Here is a 24,832-nt window from a genome sequence, read left to right on the forward strand (position 1 = left end):
GTCGTGCGCGCATCCTTCTCGATAAACAACAAAAAAGGATTGCCTATTCGGCAATCCTTAGTCATGTCACTGAAGTGGCGGAGAGAGAGGGATTCGAACCCTCGAGACGCTTGCGCAGTCTAACCCCTTAGCAGAGGGTCCCCTTGAGCCACTTGGGTATCTCTCCATACTGGCTCCCCGAACAGGACTCGAACCTGTGACAACTCGATTAACAGTCGAGTGCTCTACCAACTGAGCTATCAGGGAACGTTTTCTTCAAAAGTGACATTGATTAATTTATCATATGCCCCCAAATGAAGTCAAGCCTTGCCTGCAATTTTTTTAAAAGAAATTTTGGACGGCTGCTTCTCCTCAGGAAGAAGCCGTCTCCACGGCGGCTTCCTCGAGCCGCAGCTTGCCCCGGCAGCGTCCGCAGACGTACTTGCGCGGATCGGTCTTGCGTTTGCGTGGGTATGACATGCCGCAAGCACGGCACACCAAGTGGTAGCGCACCGGCAGGCTGCGCCGCGCCCCAGGGAGCGCCTGGCAGTAGAGCGTCGCCCCGACCTTGTCGAGCAGCGACTTGAACTCGGCGTCGCGGTGACGGTAGCCGCGCCCGAGCAGGTGCAGGTGGTAATGGCACAGCTCGTGCTTGATGATGCGCTCCGTCTCCTCCGCCCCGTTGATCTCGAGCTGATGCGGGCTGATCTCGATATGATGACTCTTCGTGAAGTAACGGCCTCCGGTCGTCCTCAGCCTGCCGTTGAACGCCGCCTTGTGAAGGAAGGGCCTGCCGAACCACTTGAGCGACACCTCCTCCACCCATTGCTGCAAATCGCGGTTGTCCATTGACGCGGAGCCTGCCTTCCTGAATGAGCCTTATTCTACTTGAATTGTAGCCTCGGGTTGGGCTACACTGTCAAGTAGAATTTGCCGAGGGGAGACCAGCTGACCCATGCCCGACATGACCCACGTATTGCTGCAACGCGCGGACGGAAGCCTATTATTCGTCGAAATGCCCGCTTCCCACGCCTATCAGCTAAGCGCCCTGAACCTGAGGCTGCACAAGGAGCTGTCCAAGCTGACGGCGGACAACGTGCCCGCGCTCCCGAGAGCCGTCGCCGAGGTCGGCCGGCTGGAACTGCTGGAAGGCGCTGCCGAGCGGATCGGCGGCATGGCCTATGTCAACGAGCTCGAGGCGTCCTTCGCAGCCGTGCGCGAGAGCGCGTATCCGCTCGTCTCGCTGCTGACGGAGATCCGCGCCCTTCAGGCTCAGCTCGAGCAGTGGTACGAGGAAGAAGGCCTCCTCTAACCGTACTTATTCGACGGGCAGCCCAATTTTTGCCCCGATTCCGCGAATCGGACCTGCACGGTCCGCCGTCCCTCTCCATAAGGTATTAGTACAGCATGACAGTGGAGGAGGACGACGGCTTATGCCGCAATGGCTGTGCAATCAGATGATGAGGGCTTACCAGAAGAAGGACCGCCGCCAGATCAAGATGCTGAACGACTGCTGGTTTTTCTACTATCGCCAGCCCGCGAAGGATGCGGCCGCGAGTCCCCGTCCTTAATCGACCGTCCACGGCTTGACTCATACGCATATCTACAAGAACAGCCGCCCCGAATGCGGTCGCAGCATGCTGCGGCGCATCCGGGGCGGCTGTCTCTGGATATCAGGCTTCGGCGGGCCCCTTCATCGTCAGGCTGACTCGCCCCTTCTTCAGATCCGTCCCCATCACCCATACCTTGACCGTATCCCCCACGGCGACGACCTCGGTGGGATGCTTCACGAACCGGTTGCTGATCTGGGAGATGTGCACGAGCCCGTCGTTCTTGATGCCGATGTCGACGAAGGCTCCGAAGTCCACGACGTTGCGGACCGTGCCGGTCAGCTCCATCCCCGGCTTGAGGTCCTCGATATCGAGCACGTCCGTATGGAAAATCGGCTGCGGCAGCTCGTCCCTCGGATCCCGCCCGGGCCGCTGCAGGCTGTCCAGGATGTCGCGCAGGGTCGGCACCCCGACGCCCAGCTCCGCGGCCGTCTCGGCGACGTTCACGCCGCGCAGGCGCTCCTTGACGTCGTTATCCCCCAAGCGCTCCAGCTTCAGGCCAAGCGCCTTGAACAGCTTGTCCACGACGCCGTAGGACTCCGGATGGATCGGCGTACGGTCCAGCGGATGCTTGCCATCGGAGATGCGCAGGAAGCCCGCGCATTGCTCGAACGCCTTGGCGCCGAGCCGCGGCACCTTCTGCAGCTGCTTGCGGTCGGTGAACTTGCCGTTCTCCTCCCGCGCCTTGACGATATTCTTGGCCAGCGTGGCATTGATCCCGGACACGTACGAGAGCAGCGACGGCGAGGCCGTGTTCACGTCGACGCCGACGTGGTTGACCGCCGACTCCACGACGCCCCCGAGGCTCTCGTCCAGCCGCTTCTGCGACACGTCGTGCTGGTACTGTCCGACGCCGATCGCCTTGGGCTCGATCTTCACGAGCTCCGCGAGCGGGTCCTGCAGGCGCCGCGCGATCGACACCGCGCTGCGCTCGGCGACGTCCAGATCCGGGAACTCTTCCTGCGCGAGCTTGGACGCCGAGTACACGCTGGCTCCCGCCTCATTGACGATCAAGTACTGCAGACCGCGCTCCGGCATCCCCTTGATGACGGCTACCACGAACTGCTCCGTCTCCCGCGAGGCGGTGCCGTTGCCGACGACGATAAGCGTCACGCCGTACTGCTCGATCAGCCTGCGGAACAGCGCCTCGGCCTCCGCCTTCTTGTTGTGCGGCGGCGTCGGATAAGAGACGGCCACCTCCATCAGCTTGCCCGTATCGTCCACCACGGCGAGCTTGCAGCCGGTCCGGAACGCCGGATCGACGCCCAGCACGACCTGCCCCTTCACCGGCGGCTGCAGCAGCAGATTGCGCAGGTTCTCGGAGAAGATCGAGATCGCGTGCTCCTCCGCCTTCTCCGTCAACTCGCCCCGCAGCTCGCGCTCGATCGACGGGGCGACCAGCCGCTTGTAGGCATCCTCGGCCGCCGCGGCGAGCGCGTCGCGGGCCGGCGACGGCCCTCGCAACGTACGCCTGTGCAGCTCGGCTACGATGCGCTCGGACGGCACCTCGAGGCCCACGTTCAGCACGTCCTCGCGCTCGCCGCGGTTGATCGCCAGCACCCGGTGCGGCGGCAGCCGCTTCACAGGCTCGCTGTATTTGTAATACATCTCGTATACGGATTCGGCCTCGGCGTTCTTCGCCTTGCTCTGCAGCACGCCCTGGTCCCACGTGAAGCGCCGCACCCACTTGCGGATGTCCGCATCGTCCGCGATGCCCTCGGCCACGATGTCCATGGCGCCTTGGATCGCTTCCTCCGCGCTGCCTACGCCCTTGGCGACGTCGACATAGCGCGCGGCCTCGCGCTGCAGGTCGCCCTGCCTCGGCTGCGACAGCAGCCAGCTCGCCAGCGGCTCGAGGCCCCGCTCCTTGGCGACGCTCGCTCTCGTCTTGCGCTTTTGCCGATACGGCCTGTACAGGTCCTCGAGCTCCTGCAGCTTGACCGATGCGCCGATCGCCGCCGACAGCTCCGGCGTCAGCTTGCCCTGCTCGTCGATCAGGCGGAGCACCTCGCCCTTGCGGTCCTCCAGCTGCTTGAGATAACCGCGCCGCTCCTCGATCGCCCGCAGCGCGTTCTCGTCGAGCTCGCCGGTCATCTCCTTGCGGTAGCGGGCGATGAACGGGATCGTGTTGCCCTCGTCGAGCAGTCCCGCCACCGTGCGCACCTGCGCCGGCTTGAGGCCCAGCTCGGACGCGATCTGCGAGATCATACGCTCCGCCGCCCGCTTGACGTCCGGCAATGTCGCTTCATTCATGGTACGTTAGCTCCCTCTGATCATGTCTTCTCCCATCATAACAAAAGACACTTCCGGCAGGAAGCGTCCATGGTATGCGCGCTATTGCGCGATGGCGGGCCGATCCGTGTCCGGACAGCCCAGCGCCGAGAGCGCGAAGACGGTCAGATCCTCGCAGAGCCGCTCCGCGTCCGGTACGGGCTCGGACAGCACCGGATCGAAGAAGCTGAATTCGCGCCGGTACATAAGGCCGCCCCAAAGATAGAGAAACGCGCTGTCCAGCGACCGGTAATGATACACGCCGCGCCGCCTGCCCTCTTCGAGCAGCGCCCTGATCTTTTCCCATACCGGCACCAGATACTCCCGGATGAAATCGCGCCTGCACGACTCGTTGCCGATCTCGTTCTGGATGACGCGGATCAGGTCCGGGTCCTGGGACTGGAACTTCACGATCTCCCGGATCACGACCTTAAGCCCGGCCACCGGCTCCATCGGCGCCGCGATCGTCTCCCGGACCAGCTCGATCGGAAAAAACTCGTCCATCAGCGCTTCGAAAAGCTTGTCCTTGCCTTGAAAATAATAAGAAACGAGCGCCGGATTCGTGTCCGACTCGATCCCGATCGCCCGTACCGTCGTCCCGTCAAAGCCCTGCCTCGCGAACAGCCGCTTGGCGGCCAGCAGGATACGCATCCTTGCATCCAGTCCGTAGGTCCCCATGATCCCTCCACGCCTGGGAAGCTTTAGTGCTTCACCGCATTATCTCTATTATGCACGAAAGGAATACAGCGAGGCAAGCGCGCATTTGTCGAAAATGTGGAAGTTTTTGCACAAAAAAAGAACGGTCCCTAGTGATAAGGAACCATTCTCTCAAAAATCGATCAAGCCCACGCTGATCAGCAGCGCCTCGTCCACCTTGCGCATCATTTCCTCGTCCAAGTGCGTAATCTTGTCCGTAAGCCGCTGCTTGTCGATCGTGCGGATCTGCTCCAGCAGCACGACCGAATCCCGCTCCATTCCGTGCTCCTTGGCTTCGATCTCCACATGCGTCGGGAGCTTCGCCTTCTGGATCTGCGCCGTGATCGCGGCGACGATGACCGTCGGGCTGAACCGGTTGCCGATATCGTTCTGAATGACAAGTACAGGACGTACGCCGCCCTGTTCGGACCCTACGACAGGCGAGAGGTCCGCATAGAACACATCCCCGCGTTTGACGATCAATCGCTACACCCCGCTCACGAGCCGGCCGAGCGTGCTCTCGGCGTCTTCCTCTGCATGGAAGGCTTCGGACGCCATGTTCAGATTAATCTTGGCCATCTCCAGGTATCCCCGCTGCATCGCGTCGCGGATCAGGCGTCTCTTTCTGTCGACCAGGTACTGCTTCATAGCCTGGCGGACGACCTCGCTGCGATTGGAATTCTCGTTCGCCGCGACATAGTCCACCTCGCGCAGCAGCTGATCGGGAAGACTGATCATAATCCGCTTCGTATTGTGCAAATTGGCCACCGAACACGCACCCCCAAAAAATATCCATGCTGCAATAATTTCCAGTATCCCGTTCCCCGAACGGAAATATACGACTCTTCATACCATTCGCGCCGCCCGCGTTTCATTCCTGCTTGACGGCGTTAAAAGTTGCCGGCGCGCCGCCGGCCGTCTATGCCTGCAGCAGCGGGTTGACTACGCTGACGATCTCGCCGCCGCTGACGTACACTCTCGGTACGCGGGCCGCGACCATGCAGGTCACCTCGTAGTTGATCGTGCCGAGCTTGGCGGCGAGCTCTTCGACCGGCAGCACCGCCTCGCCCTGTCGGCCGAACAGCACGACCTCCTCGTCCGGCGCCCAGGCCGGCTCTTCGCCGGACGGGGCATCCTCCAGCCGGACCATGCATTGGTCCATGCAGATGGAGCCCACGACGGGATGCCGCCGGCCTCTCGCCAGCACCTCGGCCTTGCCGGACAGCATCCGGCTGAAGCCGTCCGCGTATCCGACCGGCAGCGTGCCGATCGACTCGCGCTTCTCGGTGAAGTACCGCGTGCCGTAGCTGATGCCCTCGCCCGCGGCCAGCGTCTTGACGTGGGCGAGCCGCGTGCGCAGCGACATGACGGGCGCGAGCGGGATCTCGCCCTGCCTGACCTCGTCGCTCGGATACAGGCCGTACATGCCGATGCCGAGCCGCAGCATCCCGCCCACCTGAGGCGGCAAGTCGATGCCGGCCGCGGTATTGCCCGCGTGGATGATCTCCACGGGCAGCGAAGCGCGCCGCACATAGTCGACGACCGAGGCGAAGCGCTCGGCCTGCATCATCGTGTACGACTTGTTGCTCTCGTCCGCCTTCGCGTAATGCGTATACATGCCTTCGACCGCCAGCTGCGGCAGCTTGAAGGCTCTCTCCAGAAAACGCTCGGCCGAGGGTCCGGGCAATAGGCCCAGCCTGCCCATGCCGGAGTCGATCTTCACGTGCGCTTGCAGTTTCGCCCCTTTTACGGGCATTCGTTCGATCGCGTCAAGTTGATCCTCGCGATACAGCGTCACGGCGATGCCGCGCTCGCGAGCGACCGGAAATGCGGCGGACGGCGTCAGGCCCAGCACGAGCAAGGGCGTATCGATGCCCGCGTCGCGCAGCTGCAGCGCTTCGTCCAGGAAGGCGACGCCGAGATAGTCCGCGCCCGCTTCCGCCGCGGTGCGCGCGGACCATACCGCGCCATGGCCGTATGCGTTGGCCTTCACCGAGGCGAGCAGCCTCATGCCCGGCGCGAGCCGCGACCTGAAGCCGGATACGTTGGCGCGCAGCGCGTCCAGCGAGATCACGGCAGCGGTCGGCCTGTAATACCCTTCCACTCACGTCACCTACTTCTGCCAGTAAACCAGCCTGCTATCCTAATAAGGTAATGTTACCGGGCGCGGGCCCAACTGTCAACGCAAGAGCGGCAGCCAATGCTTGGCTATCCCTCTCTCCGATGCCAAAAAGCCGGTCCTGGGACCGGCCTTCGGGCAGCTGAAGCACGATAATTATTTTCCGGATTGGTCGACGAGCGCTTGCGCGACGCGAACCATCTCCTCCTGCGGCAGGTCCACCGTCGTCAGGCGGTAGTCCACGCCGTCGTACGTCCAGGACAGCGACTGCGTGTCGTCCTCGGCGAGGAAGCCGACGGTGAAGCCGAGGTCGAGCGCCTTGGCTTCCGCCTGCGTCGAGACGGCGCGATCCTTGGACTGCGACTCGATGATCGAGAAATCGTACGTGCCGCTATAGCGCAGCATGACGCCTTGCTCCCCGTCGCCGAGCTGCACGTCGAACGGCGCTTCCACCTGCGTGACGCCCTGCGGCAGCATGAGCGGATCCGGCTCGATGGCGGCCATCTCGACGGCTGGTTCGTCGGCAGTGCCGTCCGTGCCGTCGGTACCGTCCGCAGGATTGGCGGTCGCCGGATCGGCGTCCGTACCGGCCGTGCCGTTCGCGTCCGGCGAGGCTCCGGCGTCCGGCAGCGCGCCGGTCGTGCTAGCGTCGTCCTTCGGCGTGGCGAGATTTTGCTGCATGTCGAACGCGGACTTCTCGAACTTTTTGCCGAATTCGAAGCTGTCGAACTTCACGTCCACCAGCACGTTCGAGTTCGTGTCGGTCACCTCGACCAGCTGCGGCGAATAATCGTTCTTGTCGAGCCAGATCTTCTGACGGGCGAACGAGCCGTTCTGGTAATTGCCCGCCATGACGTTGAAGACGTACGAGTCCTTCTCCGCCGCGAACTGGCGCGAGTTGTCGACCGTGATGCTGTGCAGCAGCGTCTGGAGGAGGTACACTTGGCCCTGGTTGTCCGGCCAGTCGCTCTGGAAGCGATAGCTCTTGTTCAAGCTCGGCGTCAGGACGAACACGCCGTCGTCGTTGCGGAGCACGATCTGCGTCACGTCGCGGCTCGCGCTGGTGAGCGCGACGCGATAATAATTAGGCTTCTGGTACCACACCTCGACCTTGTACGCCTGAGGCTGCTGTCCGGTATGCAGCGTCATGATGCCGCTGCCCTGGTAACTGTCCATCTTGTCCGACAACTTGCTCAGATCCTTCACGACCGAATCGGCGTTCTTGCCCGCGCCGCATCCCGACAGCAACGTCGCGATGAGCACCACGGCAGCCGCGATCCACGGCAGCTTGCGAAGCATCACATCAACCCCTCTGCGATTGGTTAGTCCATGCTTCATTCCTATGAAGGGACTTGACCAAATATGCGGACGAGATTGACGAGCTCGGGCGATATATCGAACGGATGACCATGCGTGTCTACATTTTCTTACTATATAAAGTTAGTCGGACGCGCGCTTGTCGATCTCGCCCGCCATCCGCGCCGCCAGCTCCGCTACCGTCATCTCTCCCGCATCCCCGGCGCCTCTGCGCCTCACGGACACCGTGCCGCGCTCGCGCTCCTTTTCGCCGATCACGAGCATGTAGGGCACCTTCCCTAGCTGCGCCTCGCGGATCTTGTAGCCAAGCTTCTCGCTCCGGATGTCGACCTCGACCCGAATGCCCGCCTCGGCCAGCTCGCGCTTGACCTGCAGCGCATAGTCGGCGTATACGTCCGAGACAGGCAGCAGCTTCGCCTGCACCGGAGACAGCCATAGTGGGAACGCGCCGCCGTAATGCTCGGTGAGCATGCCGATGAACCGGTCGATCGAGCCGTAGATCGCCCTGTGGATGACGACCGGCCGATGCTTCGCTCCGTCCTCGCCGACATACGCCAGATCGAACTTGTCCGGCATCTGATAGTCCAGCTGGATCGTGCCGCATTGCCAGCTGCGCTTCAGCGCATCGAGGATATGGAAATCGATCTTCGGCCCGTAGAAAGCGCCATCCCCCTCGTTCAGCTGATACGTCAAACCGAGCTTTTCCAGCGCGTTCTGCAGGCCTCTCTCTGCCTCGTCCCACGTCTCCGCCGTTCCGAGGTAGTCGTCCGGACGTGTCGACAACTCAATCTTATATTCGAAGCCGAACACACGATAAATCTCGTCGATCAGGGAGATCGTCCGCCGGATCTCCTCCTCGATCTGGTTCTGCCGCAGGAAGATATGGGCGTCGTCCTGACAGAACGTGCGCACCCGCATCATGCCGTTCAGCGCGCCGGAAAATTCGTGCCGATGGACCTGGCCGAATTCGGATAGCCGGATCGGCAGCTCGCGATAGGAATGCAATTCGTTTTTGTAGATCAGCATATGGCCCGGACAGTTCATCGGCTTCAGCGCGAACTTGGTGTCGTCGACCTGCGTGAAGTACATGTTGTCCTTGTAATGATCCCAATGCCCCGACTGCTCCCATATGCGGTTGTTCATCATGAACGGCGTGCGCACCTCGTCGTAGTCCCGCTTGCCCTGAATCTCTCGCGAGAAATTCTCCAGCTCCGTCCGGATCGTCATCCCCTTGGGCAGATAGAACGGCATGCCCGGCGCTTCCTCGGAGAACATGAATAATTCAAGCTCCTTGCCAAGCTTGCGATGATCGCGCTTCTTGGCTTCCTCCAGCAGACGCAGATGCTCGAGCAGGTCGGCTTCCTTGGGAAACGAAGTGCCGTAGATCCGCTGCAGCATCTTGTTCTTGGCATCGCCCCGCCAGTACGCGCCAGCCACGCTCATCAGCTTGAACGCTTGGATACGCCCAGTGGACGGCAGATGCGGCCCCCGGCACAGGTCCGCGAATTCGCCCTGCTCGTACACCGTGATGACGGCGCCCGCGGGCAAATCACGGATCAGCTCCAGCTTCAGCGGATCTGAGGCGAACCGCCGCTCCGCCTCCTCTCGGCTCACCGCATGGCGGACGATCGGCAGGTCCTCCCCTGCTATGCGCGCCATCTCGCGCTCGATATCGGCGAGATCGTCCTCCGACAGCGTCCTATCCATCTCGATATCGTAGTAAAAGCCGTCGCGTATAACCGGGCCGATGCCTAGCTTAACCTTCTCCGCGCCGCCGTAGAGCCGCCGGATCGCCTGCGCCATCAGGTGCGCCGTGCTATGGCGGTAAATCTCGAGCCCTTCCGCTTGTTCGAGCGTCAGGATCTCGACCTGCGCGTCGCGCTCGATCGGCGCCGCCAAGTCGACCGGCCGACCGTCGATCTTGCCCGCTACCGCCCGCTTGCGGAGGCTCGGCCCGACGATCCCGGCCAGCTCGCCGACGGTGGTTCCGCCGGCCACCTCTCTCCTATTTCCATCCGCCAACGTTACCTTTACCATTGCACAAGCCTCCTTAGCGTGAATTTGAACGCAAAAAAACGCACATCCGCCCCAAAGGGACGAGTGCGTTCAAGCTCGTGGTTCCACCCTAATTCGACCTGCGCCGCGCACGCATCGGCCGCAAGCCGACCCATGACGGGCAAGATCCTCATCGGTATCCGGTAACGGGGATAAGACGGTATCGCCTACTGACGCGACGCCGCGGACGGCTCGCAGGGTTCGACGCTACGGCTGCAAAGGGGTAATCCTCTTCCGGTCGCCGCAGAGGCTCGCACCTTGCACCTCATTCTCTGTCCGGCCCTCGAAGGGGATCATGTCTTTGGTCATCGCCTGAATAGATGGGGATGCTTGGCGTTATTATAGTGCGGGAGATGCTCGGGGTCAACTATATTTATCGGCGACGGTGCACCCTAGCCGTCCCGGTCCTCTCCCAGCGCCGCCGCATGCATGCCGATTCGCTTGAGCAGCTCGGCGAGCGCGCGCTTCTCTTCCGGCGTCGCGACGGACAGATTGCGGGAGATCATGGCCGCGTGCTTGGGAAAAATATCGTCGAACAAAGCGCTCCCGGCCTCGGTCAGCACGACGTTGGACGTTCTGCGATCCTCTTGGCTTTGCCGGCGCTCCGCGTAACCCTTCTTTTCCAGCTTGTCGATGACGTAAGTGATGCTGCCGCTCGGAATGGACAGCCGTTCGCTGATCTTCTGGATCGGCTGAGGACCCTTGTTATACAACAGCTCCAGGATCATGAAGTTGTCGGGGCTCAGTCCGTGGCTCTCGATATCCCGTCCGATGTTGCCGAAGAGCGCCCGGGACGCGCGAGACCATATCCTGAATAATCGGAGGTCTTCCGCGAGCGCTTCCTTTTCTGTCCCTTCCATCGCTCGTCCTCCTCCCGCGCATTTGCGTTTATTCAGGGTTATAGGGGAATCCTAATCCTAGGATATTGGAAAGTCAAGCTGGCGCGCGCGAAGTCGCGGATGAACCGCGATTGCGTAAAAATCAAAAAGAGCAGTGACGATAAATCGTCGCTGCTCTTGAACTTTAGAGGTGGTAGGCCCTGTGGGGATCGAACCCACGACCCGTTGATTAAGAGTCAACTGCTCTGCCAGCTGAGCTAAGGACCTGTAAAGAACTCTTATAATATAACACAGGGCGAAACAGATTGCCAAGCTTTTTTGAAAAAATTTTTGCGGATGAAGACGACCACTTTTTGGCGGGATTCGACTAGGACAATATGTTGGTGACGGAGTCCACTCCATCCCCGCAGTCGCCGGACAAAACAAAAGAGAACGGTGCGGATAACGCTGCCGTTCTCGTCGTTTACGGGATGGTAGGCCCTGTGGGGATCGAACCCACGACCCGTTGATTAAGAGTCAACTGCTCTGCCAGCTGAGCTAAGGACCTGTAAAAGAACTTTTATAATATAGCACGTCCCCACGCCTCATTGCAAGTACAAATTTTAAAAAATTGATTCAGCGAATGAAACCCATGCTTTAGGCCCATGCACGCGCCGCTAAGCAGGCGCGTCCGGGAATATGTTATGATACGGTTAATTCATGTCATTTCCTATATAAGGCGAGTGGTAACATACATGGCTACGATCCTCACGGTCGAGCATCTGACCAAAAGCTACGGGGACAAGGTCCTCTTCGAAGACATCTCCTTCGGCGTCGAAGAAGGAGACAAGATCGGCATCATCGGCGTCAACGGCACGGGCAAGTCCAGCCTGCTGAAGGCCGTCGCGGGCATCGAGCCCGCGGATGCCGGACGGATCAGCGCGGCTGGCCGCACGCGCATCCGCATGCTCGCGCAGGATCCGTCCTTCGCGACCGGCGAGACGGCGCTCGCGCATGTGCTCGGCGGCGATTCGCCGCAGCTGGCGGCGCTGCGCGCATACGCGGCGGCGCTGGATGCGCTCAACCGCGAGCCTGGACGAGCCGGCCTGCAGGAGAAGCTCATCGCGGCCAGCCAGGCGATGGACGAACTCGACGCCTGGACGATGGAGACCGACGCCAAGACCGCGCTCGCCCGACTCGGGATCACGGACTTCGAAGCGTCCGTCGATACGATGTCCGGCGGCCAGCGCAAGCGCGTCGCGATGGCGGCTGCGCTGCTGCAGCCGTCGGATCTGCTCATCCTCGACGAGCCGACCAACCATATCGACAACGAGTCGGTCGCCTGGCTGGAGAGCATGCTCCAGAAGCGCCGCGGCGCCCTGCTGATGGTTACCCACGACCGTTACTTCCTGGACCGCGTGAGCAATCGCATCCTGGAGCTGGATCGCGGGCGCGCGTACTTCTATGAAGCGAACTACAGCCGCTTTCTGGAGCTCAAGCTGGAGCGCGAGGAGCGCGAGGCCGCAACGGAAGCGAAGCGCAAAAACCTGCTGCGCAACGAGCTGGCGTGGATACGCCGAGGCGCGCAGGCGCGCTCCACCAAGCAGAAAGCGCGCATCGACCGCTACGAAGCCCTCAAGGCCAGCGCGCCCAAGGCAGCCGGCGGCAAGCTCGACATCTCCGTCGCCTCCTCCCGACTCGGGCGCAAGATCGTCGAGCTCGAGGACGTAACCAAGCGTTACGGCGACCGCCTGCTCATCGACGGCTTCAGCTATACGGCCGTGCCCGAGGATCGCGTCGGCATCGTCGGCCGCAACGGCAGCGGCAAGTCGACGCTGCTCCGGCTGATCGCGGGCAAGCTGCGGCCGGACGGCGGCGCCGTAGAGCTCGGCGATACCGTGCGGATCGGCTGGTTTTCCCAGGAGCAAGAGGAGATGGACGAGAATCTGCGCGTGATCGAGTATATCCGCGAAGGCGCGGAGCAGATCACGACGGCGGAGGGCGAGCGGATCTCGGCCGCGCAGATGCTCGAGCGGTTCCTCTTCCCGCCCGCGGCGCAATGGACGCAGATCTCCAGGCTGTCGGGCGGGGAAAAACGGCGGCTGCAGCTGCTGCGCGTACTCATCGAAGCGCCGAACGTGCTGCTGTTAGACGAGCCGACCAACGACCTGGATATCGCGACGCTATCCGTATTGGAGGACTATCTCGACGATTTTCCGGGCGTAGTGTTCGTGGTCTCGCATGACCGGTACTTCCTGGACCGGACGGTCGACCGCATCTTCGGCTTCGAGGGCGCCGGCGTCATCCGTCAGCACACCGGCAACTATTCGGATTACCAAGCCTACGCGGAAAAGCAGCAGGCGCTCGAAGCGGCTGCCCAGACGCCGGCTACGCCCAAGAAGCCGGCTGCCTCGCCGGCGCCCGACTCGGCGGCAAGCGGCGCCGCCGACGCCCGCCCGGGCGGCAAAGCGTTAAAGATGTCCTACAAAGATCAAAAGGACTTCGAGCAGATCGACGGCTGGATCGCGGAGGCCGAGACGCGCTTGGCGGAGCTGAGCAGGCAGATGGAGGAGGCGTCAAGCGACTCTTACCGCCTTCAGCAGCTCACGACGGAGCTGGCCGAGCAGGAAGCCAAGCTGGAAGGCCTGCTCGAGCGCTGGACGGAGCTCAGCGAGCTGGCAGAGGCGATCGCCTCGCAGAAGAAGAGCTGACAGGCTTGCGATATGGTTACGAAACGACTGGCGATCAATCGATCGTCGGTCGTTTTTGCGTTTTACCGCCAAGATCGGGCAAAAAGGGACAAAGAACCCCGCCTGGCGCCTTCTATAGAAGCGTCGAACGGTTCACAAAACCGCGCGCAGACGGTAAAATAAAGCTATATTTGGAAGGAGCGGAAGACACGGATGACGATTCGAACGATATTGCCCTTTGGCGACGAGCTGCTGCGAAAAAAGTCGAGGCCTGCCGATGGCATCACGCCCAGAATCGAGCGGCTGCTGGACGACATGGCGGAGACGCTGTACGCGATGGACGGGCGGGCCGGACTCGCGGCGCCTCAGATCGGCGTCCTGCGCAGAGTGATCGTCATGGATTGCGGCGAGGGCCTGGTCGAGCTGGTGAACCCCGAAGTCGTCGAGGTCAAGGGCGAACAGGTCGGCGCCGAAGCCTGCCTATCGTTTCCGGGGTATGCGGGTCTCGTGAAGCGGGCGAACGAGATAACGATTACGACGCTGAATCGCCGGGGCGAGACCGAGACGATCCATGCCGAGGGCTTCCTGGCCCGCTGCATCCAGCACGAGCTCGACCACCTGGACGGCGTTCTTTTCATCGATCACGTTAAGGGAGCTACCCTTTACCACGAGGAAACCGGGGATAAGATCTCGATCCACCAAGTGAGGAAAATCGCAGGTCCGCCTCCCGCTTCCCGCTAATCTACGCCGCACCTTCGGTGTCCCCGCAACTCCGCATCGCCGCTTCGCCATTAAATTTACGTTTCCAAAGGGGATCGCCCGTCTGATAGCCAATAAGCTAGGCTCCATGCTCCGCATTCTCCCCGCCCGGGGAGCGGGGAACGGCGAATACGCGAAGGTCGCGCTGCTGTTCCTCTATTTCTTCTGCACGGTGGCAGCCTCCATCCTCGGCCGGACCGCCGCCGACGCGCTGTTCCTCAGCCGCTTCGACAATGCCGCGCTGTCGGGCATGTACCTGCCACAGGCCGCCACCATGATCCTCACCAGTCTCGTCTTCCAGCGGTACGCCCACCGCGTCCGGATCGAGCGCCTGCTGTTCGGGCTGCTGCCGACCGTCGCCGCGCTTATCCTCGTCTCCCGGATCGGCATCGGACTGGAGCTCGGCTGGGTGTTCCGCGCAATCTACGTCGGCTTCGACGTCTTCAACTTCTTGATGATCGTCTGCTTCTGGCAATTCGCCACGGCGGCGCTCGATCAGCGCAAGGCCAAGAAAATGATCGGACTCGTCGCCAGCGGCGGCACGCTCGGCACGGTGGCGAGCGGCTTCGGCATCCGGGGCGTCGTCCCCGTCATCGGAACCGCCAACTTGCTGTATTTGTTCGCCGGACTCGTCCTGCTCGGCCTTGTCTTCGTCTTCGCGATCAAGTCACTGAGCGCCCGTACGGGGGATGCGGCGTCGAACGCGGCGCCTGTCGGCCCGGCCAAACCGCAATCGTCAATCGCGGGCAACGCCGGCGGACTATTCAAAAACGTGCCTCATCTTAAATACATGATCCTGCTGGCGGCCTCCGTCACGCTGTCGCTCACCCTGATCGACTATCAGTTCAAGGTGCTGCTGAGAGAATCTCTGCAGAACGAAGCGCTGGCCGGATTCATGGGCAGCTTCCAGGGCATATCCGGCATCGTCGGCCTGCTCGTCCAGCTGACCCTCTCGGGCTGGGTGCTCACGCGGTTCGGCGTTACGACGGCGCTGCTCGTGTTTCCCGTTACGCTTGCGGCAGCCAGCCTGGGTCTCATTTTCCTGCCCGTGCTCGCCATGTCCGTCATCGCGAAGGGCAGCGACAAGGTGCTGGGCGATACGCTCTATTCCTCCGCGAATCAGCTCATCATGTTCCCGGTCCCTCCCGCCTGGCGATCCAAGGCCAAGAACTTCATGGACGGCATCGTCCGCAACGGCTCCAAGGGGCTCGCCGCGCTGCTGCTGCTCGTACTCAGCCGCTGGCTCGCGCCCGCCCAATTCAGCTACATCGTGGCGATCCTCCTCGCGATCGGCATCGTCTCCGGCCTCAAGATCAAGAAGGCTTACCTGCAGACGCTGCTGTCCACCTTAAAGACCGGCCAAGACGACCCGCAGCGTGCCGAGCTTGACTTCATGGATCCGGCGAGCCGCGCGATGCTCGCGGACGCCCTGCGTCAGCAGGACAAGCAACAGGCGCTGTATGCCCTTAGGCTGCTCAAGGACGTCGACGCGTTCGACCTGACGCCTTATCTGCCCGGCTTGCTGGCGCACTCGCAGTCCGAGGTCGTCGAGGAGACGCTGGTCTATATCGAGCAGCGCAAGCCGGCGGGACTCGAGGACGCGCTGCTCGGCCTGCTCAGCACGGGCGGCGTCCCCGTCCGCGCCACAGCCGCCGTCGCGCTCGCCGCGTATATGAACGAGGAGCATCTGGACGCGATCTCGCTGCTGCTGGACGACCCGTCCGTGGATGTCCGGGCCGCCGCGATCGCGGCGCTCGTGAAGTATTACGGCATTGAGGGGATGTACAGGTCGGTCGGCCTGCTGAAACGATTGACGGAAAGCGGGATCGAGGAAGAACGGATGGCCGTGGCGTCCCTGTTCGGACAGATCGGCGTCCCGAGCTTCTACAAGCCGCTGCTCGGCCTGCTCAAGGACCCCTCGAGCCAGGTCGCGATCCGCGCGCTCGAATCCGCGGCCAAGCTGCGCGTCCCCGCCTGCATCCCGCCGATCGCGGACCGCCTGGCGGACCGCGAGGCGCGGCGGCACGCCACGAACGCGCTCGCCGCCTATGACGCGGCGGAGATCGTCCCCGCGCTCCGGCCTTATCTCGAGCGGGCGGACATCGCCATCCATATGCCCGCCGTCCTCGAGCGCATCGGCACCCTGCAGGCGAGAGACGCGTTGCTGTCCGCCTACGAGGAAGCCGGCTTCGCGCTGCGGGATCGCATCCTGGAATCGCTGCTGCGCATGCAGAAGGATCTGCCCGCCATCCCCGGCGCCGAGGCCGAGCGCTATGTCCGGCTGGAGCTCTCGCTAGACGGGCAGTACGCCGAGCACGGCGGCGCGGTCGCGGGACTGGCGGCAGGCGCCGAGCTCGCCGGCAGCATCTCGGAGATTCGCGCCGGGATCTGCCGCCGAATCTTCCAACTGCTGTCGCTGATGTACGACGAGCGGTCCATGCAGGCCGTGTATGCCAACTGGACCGAGGGCGACGCGCAGCGGCAGGCCAACGCCATCGAGGTCGTCGACCAGACGGTGCACGGCACGCTCCGCGGATCGCTGATCAAGCTGATGACGGCGACGCGGGATCTGGCCCTTGCGTCCAAGGACGCCGACGCGGACCGGCATTGGACATGGCTCGCCGGACAGGGAGATGCCTGGCTCGCCCAGCTCGCAGCCTACGAGCGGGCGAAGCTTAGCGGCGCGCAGGCGGACGCGCGAGCGGCCCTGCAGGTCGAGCAGGTACGGCTACTGAAGAAGATCAGCCTGTTCCAAGGCGTGCCCCGCGCCGAATTGGCGGCGCTGGCGGATACGCTGGAGCCTGTATCTGCAAGCGCAGGCAGCACCCTGATCAGAGAGGGAGAGCCCGGCGACTGCCTGTATATGATCGAGCGCGGCAAGGTCGGCGTGTACAAAGGCGAGACGCGCGTGCATGAGCTGCGCGGGGAGGAATACTTCGGCGAGATGGCGGTCCTGACCCAAGGCGCACGCACCGCGACGATCGCGGCCGAGGAGGACGTCCGGCTGTGGAAGCTCGACTCGGACGTGTTCTACGACCGGATGATCGACCGGCCGAGCATGGCGATCGAGATGATGAAGCTGCTGTCCCGGCGGATCAGGGACGCGCTCGGCACCGCCGGCCCCGGCGTTGCCGACGCGTCCGGCGACGCCGCGGAAGCAGAGGCGGCTGCCGCCACCGGACCAGCCGCGATCGGCGCTGCGGTCGGCACCGCGGTCGGCGCCGCGGTCGACGCAGCTATAGCCGCGCCGACGGCAGGGGCGCCGGGCGTCGGCGCTGCCGTCGCGCTGGATGCCGATGCAGACGGCGCATCGGCTGCCGGAGGCGCCTTGGCCATGTCCGGCAACGCCGCGCTGCTCAAGCGCGTGCTGGTCCTGCAGCAGGTGCCGCTATTCCAGCATCTGAGCCCGGAGGGCTATGTCGATCTCGCGCAGCTCGTCCAGGAGGAAGACTATCCGGCTGGCAGGACGATCTGCAAGACCGGCGAATACGGGGACACGCTGTACGCGGTCGTCGAAGGCGCCGTCAGCGTCCGCAGGGAAGGCCGCGCGATCGCGAGCCTGGGCGTGGGCGAGTACTTCGGCGAGATGGCGATCATCGACAGCGGTCCCCGCTCCGCCGATTGCGTCGCCGCCGAGCGCACTTCGCTGCTCGCGCTGCGCAAGGAACAGCTGCTGGCCTTCTGCTTCCGCGACGCGCAGGCGCTCCGCGGCATGATGCGGGTGCTCTCCGAGCGTCTGCAGGGCATCGCATAGGAAAAAGCCGGGCGACCGCGGTCGTCCGGCTTTTTTGGATCCCGCAAACGCCTAAAGGCGCACGCCGTCCACCTTGCGGCAAAACGCATATCTCGCCGCGCGTAAAAAAGCTCGCCGTCCATGAATGGACGGCGAGCAGGCTGCATGCATGACTATAGCGAGCGAAGCGAATCAGTCCGGCAGCTTGATCTCGACCTCGCGGCGCAGATCGGCCGAACGCAGCACGCCGTCGATGATCGCCTGCTGGATGAGGATCTGCTCGCCCGGGATCGGCGCCGGCCGGCCGTCGCGCACGGCTTCGGCAAAGTCGCGGACCTTCTCTTCGAAAAGGTTGAGCGAATGTCCGATCAGCGGCACCGCAGTCGAGGTGTTGCCGCCGAAGTCGTCGTGATACAGCGTCATGCTGCCGATCGCGCCGTCCCAGACGCCGGACCACGGACCAGAGCCCGCCGGGGTCACCTTGAGACCCGCATCGGTGCCGAGGAACATCGTGGCGCCCAGCGTGTCCATGTGCATCGCCCAGGAGATCTTGAACTGGAGCACGAGGTCGTTGTCGAAGCGGACCATCGCCACGCCGAAGTCCTCCACCTCGAACTTCGCGGCTTCCGGGTGGTAGAGCGGGTTCGTGCCGAAGTGGTTCGACGTAAACGCCGATACAGACACCGGACGCGGATAGCCGAGCGTGTTCAGCGCCATGTCGAGCGAATAGCAGCCGATGTCCGCCATCGCGCCCGCGCCTGCCAGCGCCTGGCTGATGAACGTGCCGCCCGGCATGCCGCGGCGGCGTCCGCCGCCCGTTTCCGCATAATACACGTTGCCGAGGCGTCCGGACTGGATGATATCCTGCAGCAGCTTCATGTTGGGATCGTAGCGCGGCTGGAACCCGATCGACAGCATGCCGTCGTTGGCCTTCGCCGTCTGCACCATATCCAGCGCTTCGTCCAGCGTTACCGACATCGGCTTCTCCAGCAGCACCTTTTTGCCCGCGCGCAGCGCGTCCACGCTCGTGCGGTGATGGGACGCATTGGGGGTACAGATGCTGACCGCGTCGAGGTCGTGCGCGAGCAGCTCGGTATGGCTGTCGTACGCGCCTGCGCCCACGAGTCCCTCGCGCTCGGCGAACTCGCGCGCCCTGCCCGGCAGCACGTCCGCGACCGCCACGATGTCTACGAACGGCAGCTTGCGATAGGACATGACGTGGTAGCGGGCAATGCCGCCCGTGCCGATAATGCCGACTTTAATTCTCTCGCTCATTAATGTTCAGACTCCTCTTCCGGAGCGCCCGGCTGCCGAATGCCATGCAAGCGGCGGTAGGCCGAAGGCGTCATGCCGAATTTATGTTTGAAAACCGGATATAAATAGTTCGGATTGCCGTAACCGTGCCCGGCCGCGATCGCTTCGACGGGACGCGGCGAGCTCAGCAGCTCCTCCGCGATCCGCTGCAGTCGCACATGCTCCACCCAATCGCGGAATGCCGTGCCGCCCTCGCTGCGGAAGATTCGCTGCAGCTGCCGCGGGCTCACCTGCACGCGCTCGGCGACCTCCTCCAGCGAGATCGGCCGCGCCGCGTTGTCCTCGATGTACTGCACGGCGAGGCGGAAGCGGTGATCCTTCATGTCGCGCGAAGGGATGCCGCGTCCGGCCTCGGGTGCGGCGTGCGCGCGGGCGGCGCGCAGCAGGATCTGCACGATATGCTGCTTGAGCGTCGTGTAGAAACCGACCGGCCGGTCCTCCCATGCACGATATGCGTCCAGGAACGCGTTCATCGCATGATACCGGTCGAGCGCCGGCGCCGAGGGCATCGTCTGCAGCAAGGCCAGGCAATCGTCCGCTTCCCTCCGCTCGAGCGGGTCGCCCCACTCGGCAGCCGTCCCGTGCTCGTCCAGGCGCACGATCTCGCAGTGAAGACACAGCTCGTGCATCGACTCTTCGGGATGGGCGCGCTGCTCGTGGACGACGTCGGGGCCGGTGAGGTAGAACAAGCCTTCCCGCAGCTCATAAGGCGTACCTTCGACGATAACGGTCCCCTTGCCCTTGGGGATAAAATGAAATTCGTATTCTGAATGCTTGTGCGGCGCGATGACGTACCCGGGCGGGAACTTCGTCAGATGGCAGCGAAGAACCCGTATGCCGAGGCCGCCCCACCTGAACCGCAGATCCAGCCGGTCCAGCGCATCCCAGCGGCGCTCCATGCGGGCGAACGCGAACGGCGTCTCGCCGGTACGCCGCTCGGCGTGCGTCGCCTCCGTCCGTTGGACGCCGGGGCCGGCCATCTCAGTCAGCCTCTCAGCGAGGACAGCGCGACGGCTCTGCCTTCCGATGCCGAACGGTTGGCCGCATCCATGAGCAAGGTGAGATCGAGCGCGAACGCGACATTCTCGGTTGCCTCGGTATTCTCCTGGATGTGGCGGACCCATTGGTCGAAGGCGTACGGCACGCGATCGCCCACGGGGATCTCGGTCCAGGCCTTTTCCGCATCGCTGTTGGTGCGCAACAGGATCTTCTCCTCGGGGAATCCGTAAAGGAGCGTCCCGTCGGTGCCGTGCAGCTCGATCGAGAACGGCGAATGGCTATTCACGAAGCCCGCTTCGGCGATGCCGATCGCGCCGTTCGGATAAGAGAAGACCGCGACTGCATTGTCCTCGACCTCGCGTCCGCTTGCATAGCCGAAGGTTGCGCTGACGGTCTCGGGGAGGCCAAGGAACTTGCGCACCAGATAGACCGGATGACAGCCCAGATCGATGAGCGCTCCGCCGCCGCATTGCTCTTTCGAATAAAAGTGCTGCGGCAGCCAATCGGCGGTCGACCCGTTGTGCGACAATCTGACGCGAGCCAGCGTGAGCTGACCCAGCTTGCCGGAAGCGATGACTTCAAGGATCGATTGCGTATATCCGTCGTAGAGACGGGGCAGCGAGACGGCAAACTTCACCCCGGCCTCGCGGACTGCCGCTTCGATCTCGCCGGCTTCCGCCACTGTAGGCGCTACCACTTTTTCCGTGAAAATATGCTTGCCCGCCCGCGCGGCCTTCACCATCACGTCGCGATGCATATTCGTCGGCGCGTCGACGACGACTGCGTCGATGTCTTCCCGCGCGAGCAACTCGTCCAGATCCGCAATGAAAGGAACGCCGTACTTCTCCGCCTTCTCCGCGCCGCGCGCGGGCAGCTCGTCCCAGATCGCCGCGATCTCCGTATCCGGATGACCCAGCACCTGCTTGGTGTAGTCCTCTGCGTGCACGTGCCAATAACTCAGCATGCCGATTCGAATCATGTAGGCTGCTCTCCCTTCAAATATACGACACTACCACAAGATATCACGTACGCATCCCTGATTTAAATGCAATTTCGTGTCATTCGAACTATAATTATGCGACACCCGCTTCGTTCATTTTAACATATGGATCAATTGTGATACACTTCGCGATAGACGGGAAACACGGACGCTCCATACGCTCCGCGTTCCATTTGCGTTCCATATAAGGAAGAGAAAGAAGGCATGCCTGATGAACGAGCAGACCGTATCCTACAAATCCCGGATCCGCGCGACGATCGACGACTACGCGCCGGAGCTAAGAGAGATTGCTTCGTATATCGCCGCTCATCCCGAGCTGGGGCACGAAGAACGGCTCGCAGCGTCCCGCCTAGCCGATGCGCTCGAGCGGCTCGGCTTCGCCGTGACGCGCGGCACGCTCGGACTCGAGACCGCGTTCGTCGCGGAATATCGCTCGGCCAAGCCGGGACCCACGGTCGCCCTGCTCGCCGAGTACGACGCGCTGCCCGAGATCGGCCATGCTTGCGGGCATCACTTGATCTGCACGATGGCGCTCGGCGCCGCAGCCGGTCTGCGGCCGCTGCTGGACGAGACGGGCGGGGTGATCCGCGTGTACGGCACGCCTGCCGAGGAGACCAAGGGCGCCAAGGTCGACATGGCCGCGGCCGGCTTGTTCGACGACGTGGACGCGGCGCTCATGGCGCATCCCTACCACAGCTTCGAACGTTCGGGCTCGTCGCTCGCCATGGACGCGCTGCAGTACGAGTTCCACGGCAGAGCCGCGCACGCCGCGGCCAATCCGGAGGACGGCATCAATGCGCTGGACGCCGTCATCCAGCTCTTCAACGGCGTCGGCGCGCTGCGCCAGCAGACCCGCAGCGACGCCCGCATTCACGGCATCGTGTCGCACGGCGGCCTGGCACCGAACGTCATTCCCGATTATGCGGCCGCGCGCTTCTACGTCCGCGCCAAGAGCCGCGCCTATACGGACGAGCTCGCGCGCAAGGTAAACGCCTGCGCGGAGGCCGCCGCGCTCGCCACCGGAAGCCGGTTGGTCGTCAGCAACTACGAATATTCCTACGACGAGCTCCGCACGAACGAGGCATTGTCCGACGCGTTCATCGCCAACCTGATCGAGGGCGGCGTCTCCGCGGGCGAGATCGCCTCCGGTCACGACAACGGCTCGCTGGATCTCGGCAACGTATCGCTGCGATGCCCGGCCGTGCATGGCTACGTCAAGGTCGTCGATGCCCCCTACGCGCTGCATTCGATCGAGTTCAGGGACGCGGCGCAGCTGCCGAGAGCCTACGACGGCATGGTGCTCGGCGCCAAGACGCTGGCGCTCACCGCCTTCGACGTGCTGACCGACGGCGAACTGCTCTCCCGGATCCGGGCGGAGTTCGACACGGTCTCAGGGCGCTCCATGTAATGCATTAGTCAAGTATGCGATGACCGCGAGAAAGCCGATGCGCCGTGAACGTCGGGCGCGGCGGACTTTACGCGGTTTTTTGGTTGTAATTACCTAATATTATTTTAGGTTTATGATTTATTCGCTAATTGTTTGGTGAATGTAAATAAATTTCGATCATTTACTCTATTTAATCGTACGGTGGCTCCCGATAACTATAGAGCAGGGTTAGCGGAATTGTTATTTCGTTAGCCTACATATGGTAAAAGGAGCGATCTTTGATGTACGTCTCAGTGAAGGTTCGATTGATCATGCTGTTCGCGGTACCTTTGCTGCTGTTCGCCGGCACCGCCGTGTACTTGCTCCAACTGATCGGTTCGAACACGGACCGCCTGTCCGCTACGCTGTACGATACCGCCTACCGCTCGACCGCGGAGGTGCTGAGCTCGGACCGCGATATGCAGCAAGCGCTGTCCGACTACCTAATGATCCGCTACGCGAATCTATCGGCGGAAGAGAAAAGGGCGACGCTCGACGACTACCGAGCCAAGGTGAAAAAGATCAACGCCGCGATCGGAAGCGCGACGGAAATCATAAAACGCGAAGGCTTGGAAAACCTGGCGCATCCGACGACGGGAGAGACCATCAGCGAGATCATGGTTAACTTCCAAAACGGCTTCCGCGTCTGGTCCGCGCAAGCCTCGGTCACGCTGCAGCAGCCGAAGATTAACCCGGAGCAAGAGAGCGCCCTGCTCGCCAAGTTCCGTCAGGGCAGGGACAGCGTGGGCGCTTTCGGGGAGATCATGAACCGTTATGCCGAAGATGAGACCGCTGGCATCCGCAGGGACACGCGCACCGCTTCGACCACGGTTTATGCCGCGCTTATCATCGTATCGGCGTTGTTCGTCGCCCTTGGCGCCTATCTGATCTACACGCTGAGCCGCACGATCGGCAACGTGCTACGCAAGACCCGCTCGGTCGCCGCAGGCAACCTGGCCTTCGCTCCGCTGGACAAGTACGGCCGGGACGAGCTCGGACAGATCGATCAGTCGGTGGACGCCATGATCGCGCAGATTCGCGGACTCGCGGAGAGCATCTCCTCGCACACGCGCGTCGTCGAGTCGTCGTCGCGCACGCTGGCGGATGGGGCTGCCGAATCCGCCCGGGCGACGCACGCGTCCGCCGGCCACATCGGCGAGGTGCGGACCCAGATCGAGATCCAGTCCTCGATCGCGGAGGAGACGAGCCGTGCCATCGAAGAGATGGCGCGAGGCGTCGGACGCATCGCGGACAGCATGGGGACGATCTCCGGCCATGCGTCCGAGGCCGAAGATATCGCCGAGCGCAGCGCGGGCAAGGTGAACGCGCTTCGTCTTCAGCTCGAGGAGATCCTCGCATCCGTGCGCGGCTTGTCCGAGATCGTCGAGCGGCTGCGGGATCAGTCGGGACGCATCGGCGCGATCGCGGACAACATCACCGGCTTCGCAGGCCGGACCAACATCCTGTCGCTGAACGCGTCCATTGAAGCGGCAAGGGCGGGCGAGCACGGACGGGGCTTCGCCGTCGTCGCCGAGGAGATCCGCAAGCTGGCAGCCAGCTCGATGGAGTCGGCGCAAGGCATCCACGAGCTGATCTCGGACACGCAGGGCGGGATCGCCAGCGCTGCCGGACAGATGGACGCGACGCTCGCGCGCTCGGAGACGGGCGGCGAGATGATGGCTCAGGTCGAGCGGGACTTCTCGGAGATCCGTCGCGCCGTGAAGGAGGTCTCCATGCAAGTCGCCGACGCTTCCGCCGTCACCGAGCAGATGTCGGCCGGCTCGGAGGAAGTCGCGGCCAGCATGGAGCAGGCTTCCCGCTCGGCGCAGGACAACGCGCACAAGACCCACCTCGTCGCGGCGGCGTCCGACCGCCAGCTCGCGCTAAGCGAGGAGATCGCCTCCGCCGCCTCCTCGCTGCGGGAGGTCGTAGGCAGCCTGACGGAGGCCGTCGGCAAGTTCAAGTGGTAGCGGCAATATAAAAAACGACGTATCGCGATCCGGCCGAAACGAAGCAGACTCGGCGGAACAACGATACGTCGTATCA

The 24,832-nt window shown here is 63.0% G+C and carries 19 protein-coding genes and 4 tRNA genes; 7 read left to right on the top strand and 16 right to left on the bottom strand.

From position 1 onward, the window contains the following. Window positions 1-75: 75 nt before the first annotated feature. The 3 genes from PQG80_RS24125 to PQG80_RS24135 form a co-directional block, all read right to left on the bottom strand. Window positions 76-166: transfer RNA gene (locus tag PQG80_RS24125), tRNA-Ser, on the bottom strand. 4 nt (window positions 167-170) lie between these two features. After that, window positions 171-246 (bottom strand) — tRNA-Asn (locus PQG80_RS24130). A 105-nt stretch (window positions 247-351) separates the two neighbouring features. Continuing rightward, window positions 352-828, bottom strand: coding sequence for a SprT family protein (locus PQG80_RS24135; RefSeq protein WP_271754235.1), 477 nt, complete (start codon window positions 826-828; stop codon window positions 352-354). 106 nt (window positions 829-934) lie between these two features. On the opposite strand from PQG80_RS24135, the gene PQG80_RS24140 reads away from it, so the two are divergent. Further along, the gene (locus tag PQG80_RS24140; protein WP_271754236.1) at window positions 935-1,291 is read left to right on the top strand and encodes a hydrolase/acyltransferase; all 357 of its coding nucleotides are present in this window, start codon (window positions 935-937) and stop codon (window positions 1,289-1,291) included. Between the two features lie 121 nt (window positions 1,292-1,412). After that, window positions 1,413-1,550 (top strand): cortex morphogenetic protein CmpA, encoded by a 138-nt coding sequence (gene cmpA, locus PQG80_RS24145; RefSeq protein WP_271754237.1) that lies wholly within the window; start codon window positions 1,413-1,415, stop codon window positions 1,548-1,550. Between the two features lie 102 nt (window positions 1,551-1,652). On the opposite strand, the gene PQG80_RS24150 is transcribed toward cmpA, so the two are convergent. From PQG80_RS24150 to PQG80_RS24195, 10 genes are all read right to left on the bottom strand, one after another. Beyond that, entirely contained in the window at window positions 1,653-3,842 is a 2,190-nt protein-coding gene (locus PQG80_RS24150) for a Tex family protein (RefSeq protein ID WP_271754238.1), read from the bottom strand. Between the two features lie 81 nt (window positions 3,843-3,923). Further along, complete coding sequence (locus tag PQG80_RS24155; RefSeq protein WP_271754239.1) at window positions 3,924-4,538, bottom strand: TetR/AcrR family transcriptional regulator; 615 nt, start codon at window positions 4,536-4,538, stop codon at window positions 3,924-3,926. A gap of 150 nt (window positions 4,539-4,688) precedes the next feature. Next, window positions 4,689-5,039, bottom strand: coding sequence for a type II toxin-antitoxin system PemK/MazF family toxin (locus PQG80_RS24160; RefSeq protein WP_090114400.1), 351 nt, complete (start codon window positions 5,037-5,039; stop codon window positions 4,689-4,691). A gap of 3 nt (window positions 5,040-5,042) precedes the next feature. Further along, on the bottom strand, window positions 5,043-5,324 hold the full coding sequence (locus tag PQG80_RS24165; protein ID WP_271754240.1) for a CopG family ribbon-helix-helix protein: 282 nt from the start codon (window positions 5,322-5,324) through the stop codon (window positions 5,043-5,045). 151 nt (window positions 5,325-5,475) lie between these two features. Next, window positions 5,476-6,660: an alanine racemase gene (alr, locus tag PQG80_RS24170; protein WP_271754241.1), complete on the bottom strand. Its 1,185-nt coding sequence runs from the start codon at window positions 6,658-6,660 to the stop codon at window positions 5,476-5,478. A 171-nt stretch (window positions 6,661-6,831) separates the two neighbouring features. Further along, window positions 6,832-7,974 carry a LolA family protein gene (locus PQG80_RS24175; RefSeq protein ID WP_271754242.1) on the bottom strand — a complete coding sequence of 381 codons (1,143 nt, stop codon included), beginning with the start codon at window positions 7,972-7,974 and terminating at the stop codon, window positions 6,832-6,834. Between the two features lie 141 nt (window positions 7,975-8,115). Then, complete coding sequence (thrS, locus tag PQG80_RS24180) at window positions 8,116-10,029, bottom strand: threonine--tRNA ligase (RefSeq protein ID WP_271754243.1); 1,914 nt, start codon at window positions 10,027-10,029, stop codon at window positions 8,116-8,118. Between the two features lie 410 nt (window positions 10,030-10,439). Then, entirely contained in the window at window positions 10,440-10,907 is a 468-nt protein-coding gene (locus PQG80_RS24185) for a MarR family winged helix-turn-helix transcriptional regulator (protein ID WP_271754244.1), read from the bottom strand. 170 nt (window positions 10,908-11,077) lie between these two features. Further along, window positions 11,078-11,153 (bottom strand) — tRNA-Lys (locus PQG80_RS24190). 204 nt (window positions 11,154-11,357) lie between these two features. After that, window positions 11,358-11,433: transfer RNA gene (locus tag PQG80_RS24195), tRNA-Lys, on the bottom strand. A 187-nt stretch (window positions 11,434-11,620) separates the two neighbouring features. On the opposite strand from PQG80_RS24195, the gene PQG80_RS24200 reads away from it, so the two are divergent. The 3 genes from PQG80_RS24200 to PQG80_RS24210 all read left to right on the top strand — a co-directional run bounded on the left by PQG80_RS24200 (window position 11,621) and on the right by PQG80_RS24210 (window position 18,068). Next, window positions 11,621-13,576, top strand: coding sequence for an ABC-F family ATP-binding cassette domain-containing protein (locus PQG80_RS24200; protein WP_271754245.1), 1,956 nt, complete (start codon window positions 11,621-11,623; stop codon window positions 13,574-13,576). A 192-nt stretch (window positions 13,577-13,768) separates the two neighbouring features. Continuing rightward, window positions 13,769-14,296: a peptide deformylase gene (def, locus tag PQG80_RS24205; protein WP_271754246.1), complete on the top strand. Its 528-nt coding sequence runs from the start codon at window positions 13,769-13,771 to the stop codon at window positions 14,294-14,296. A gap of 106 nt (window positions 14,297-14,402) precedes the next feature. Further along, window positions 14,403-18,068, top strand: coding sequence for an Npt1/Npt2 family nucleotide transporter (locus PQG80_RS24210; RefSeq protein ID WP_271754247.1), 3,666 nt, complete (start codon window positions 14,403-14,405; stop codon window positions 18,066-18,068). 171 nt (window positions 18,069-18,239) lie between these two features. Here the strand turns inward: PQG80_RS24210 and PQG80_RS24215 are convergent, their stop codons facing one another. Genes PQG80_RS24215 through PQG80_RS24225 form a run of 3 tightly spaced genes read right to left on the bottom strand, consistent with a single transcriptional unit; the run spans window position 18,240 to window position 21,339 of the window. Continuing rightward, entirely contained in the window at window positions 18,240-19,322 is a 1,083-nt protein-coding gene (locus tag PQG80_RS24215; protein WP_271754249.1) for a Gfo/Idh/MocA family protein, read from the bottom strand. Further along, on the bottom strand, window positions 19,322-20,341 hold the full coding sequence (locus PQG80_RS24220) for an AraC family transcriptional regulator (protein WP_271754250.1): 1,020 nt from the start codon (window positions 20,339-20,341) through the stop codon (window positions 19,322-19,324). Before PQG80_RS24220 ends, PQG80_RS24215 begins: the two co-directional genes overlap by 1 nt. A gap of 5 nt (window positions 20,342-20,346) precedes the next feature. Then, window positions 20,347-21,339: a Gfo/Idh/MocA family protein gene (locus tag PQG80_RS24225; RefSeq protein ID WP_271754251.1), complete on the bottom strand. Its 993-nt coding sequence runs from the start codon at window positions 21,337-21,339 to the stop codon at window positions 20,347-20,349. Between the two features lie 232 nt (window positions 21,340-21,571). Here PQG80_RS24225 and PQG80_RS24230 point away from each other — a divergent pair, with 232 nt between their 5' ends. Together PQG80_RS24230 and PQG80_RS24235 are read left to right on the top strand one after the other, a co-directional pair. Next, complete coding sequence (locus PQG80_RS24230) at window positions 21,572-22,768, top strand: M20 family metallopeptidase (RefSeq protein WP_271754252.1); 1,197 nt, start codon at window positions 21,572-21,574, stop codon at window positions 22,766-22,768. Window positions 22,769-23,028: 260 nt separating this feature from the next. Next, window positions 23,029-24,756 carry a methyl-accepting chemotaxis protein gene (locus tag PQG80_RS24235; RefSeq protein WP_271754254.1) on the top strand — a complete coding sequence of 576 codons (1,728 nt, stop codon included), beginning with the start codon at window positions 23,029-23,031 and terminating at the stop codon, window positions 24,754-24,756. Window positions 24,757-24,832: the final 76 nt, after the last annotated feature.

The organism is Cohnella rhizoplanae (assembly GCF_948329515.1).
In the GTDB taxonomy this organism is placed as follows: domain Bacteria; phylum Bacillota; class Bacilli; order Paenibacillales; family Paenibacillaceae; genus Cohnella; species Cohnella rhizoplanae.